The sequence below is a fragment of the Succiniclasticum ruminis DSM 9236 genome (assembly GCF_900112895.1).
Lineage (GTDB): Bacteria > Bacillota > Negativicutes > Acidaminococcales > Acidaminococcaceae > Succiniclasticum > Succiniclasticum ruminis.
Genome location: NZ_FONL01000038.1, coordinates 1 through 1,111, shown reverse-complemented (window position 1 = coordinate 1,111; position 1,111 = coordinate 1). Strand labels below are relative to the sequence as shown.

The window sequence follows — 1,111 nt, the reverse complement described above, 5'->3', positions numbered from 1 at the left end:
TCATGATAGGCGGCTGGATCAGCGGAACCAGAGACATGTAGGAGTAAGCAGCTACGGCGATAGCGCCCAGCAGGTGGGGAGCCATCTTAACGGTCAGGTAAATCGCGGTCGGGCCGTCGGCGCCGCCGATAATACCGATAGAAGCCGCTTCACGCAGGTCGAAGCCTAACAGCATGGCGCCAATCAGGGCAACGAACACGCCGCCCTGGGCAGCAGCGCCCAGCAGCAGGGTCTTCGGGTTAGCCAGCAGCGGACCGAAGTCGGTCATGGCGCCGACACCCATGAAAATCAGCGGCGGGAATACTTCGTGGTTGATACCGTACAGGATAACCTGCATAACGCCGGGTTCATCAAAGAAGCCGGTCTTGGGAATATTGCCCAACAGGCAGCCGAAGGCGATGTTGGACAGCAGCAGAGGTTCAAAGCCTCTGCCGATAGCCAGGTAGAGCAGAATCAAGCCTACCAGGAGCATGATTACGTTACCGCTGGTCAACCCCTCGAAACCGGAGTCGTTCCATACGGACTGGAGAGAAACAATTAATGCTTCCATAAATACGTCCTCGATTCTTAAAGTAATGGTGGGGAAACGTTGCTGACACAGCGTGTCCCCGGATAAAAACAGATGAATTCATACAAAACTACGGAAACGTGTATTGTCAGTTGAAATCTGCAAAATGATGCTTTGACTGAGTTGAAAGAGCTAATTCATTTGCCGTTTTCCGTAGTTTATAAAGGTCGCAACTGTAAAACGGAAATCTGCAACCGAAATGGTATGACCGTTTTGTAACTAAGCAACTGCCTCGCTATATCCGGTTGCAGTTTAGCCGGCTGCCGCCTGTGAGCCACGGCAGCCGGGATAAAGCTGAGATGACCTGATGCTTATGTAATGGAAGATGCTCCGCGGATTATTAGCCGGGGAAGAAAGGCCAGAACATAGGAATCAGAATCAGGGAAATGACGAAGCACACGAGTACCAGACCGGTGCCGCATTTTACGTAGTCCATGAAGGTGAATTTGCCGGGGCCTAATACCAGGGTGTTAGGCGGCGTGCCTACCGGGGTAGCGAATGCGCAGGATGCTGCAACGGCGATAGCCATCAGAACGGCTGCCG

Annotated in this window: 2 protein-coding genes; both read right to left on the bottom strand. The window is 52.9% G+C overall.

Annotated elements, in window-relative coordinates; genetic code table 11:
• Positions 1-550 (bottom strand): sodium ion-translocating decarboxylase subunit beta (locus BM159_RS11775; protein ID WP_143089451.1); only part of this gene is annotated, 550 nt, incomplete at its 3' end.
• Positions 551-908: 358 nt separating this feature from the next.
• Positions 909-1,111: anion permease (locus tag BM159_RS11770; RefSeq protein WP_177206050.1), on the bottom strand; the 203-nt coding region annotated here is incomplete at its 5' end.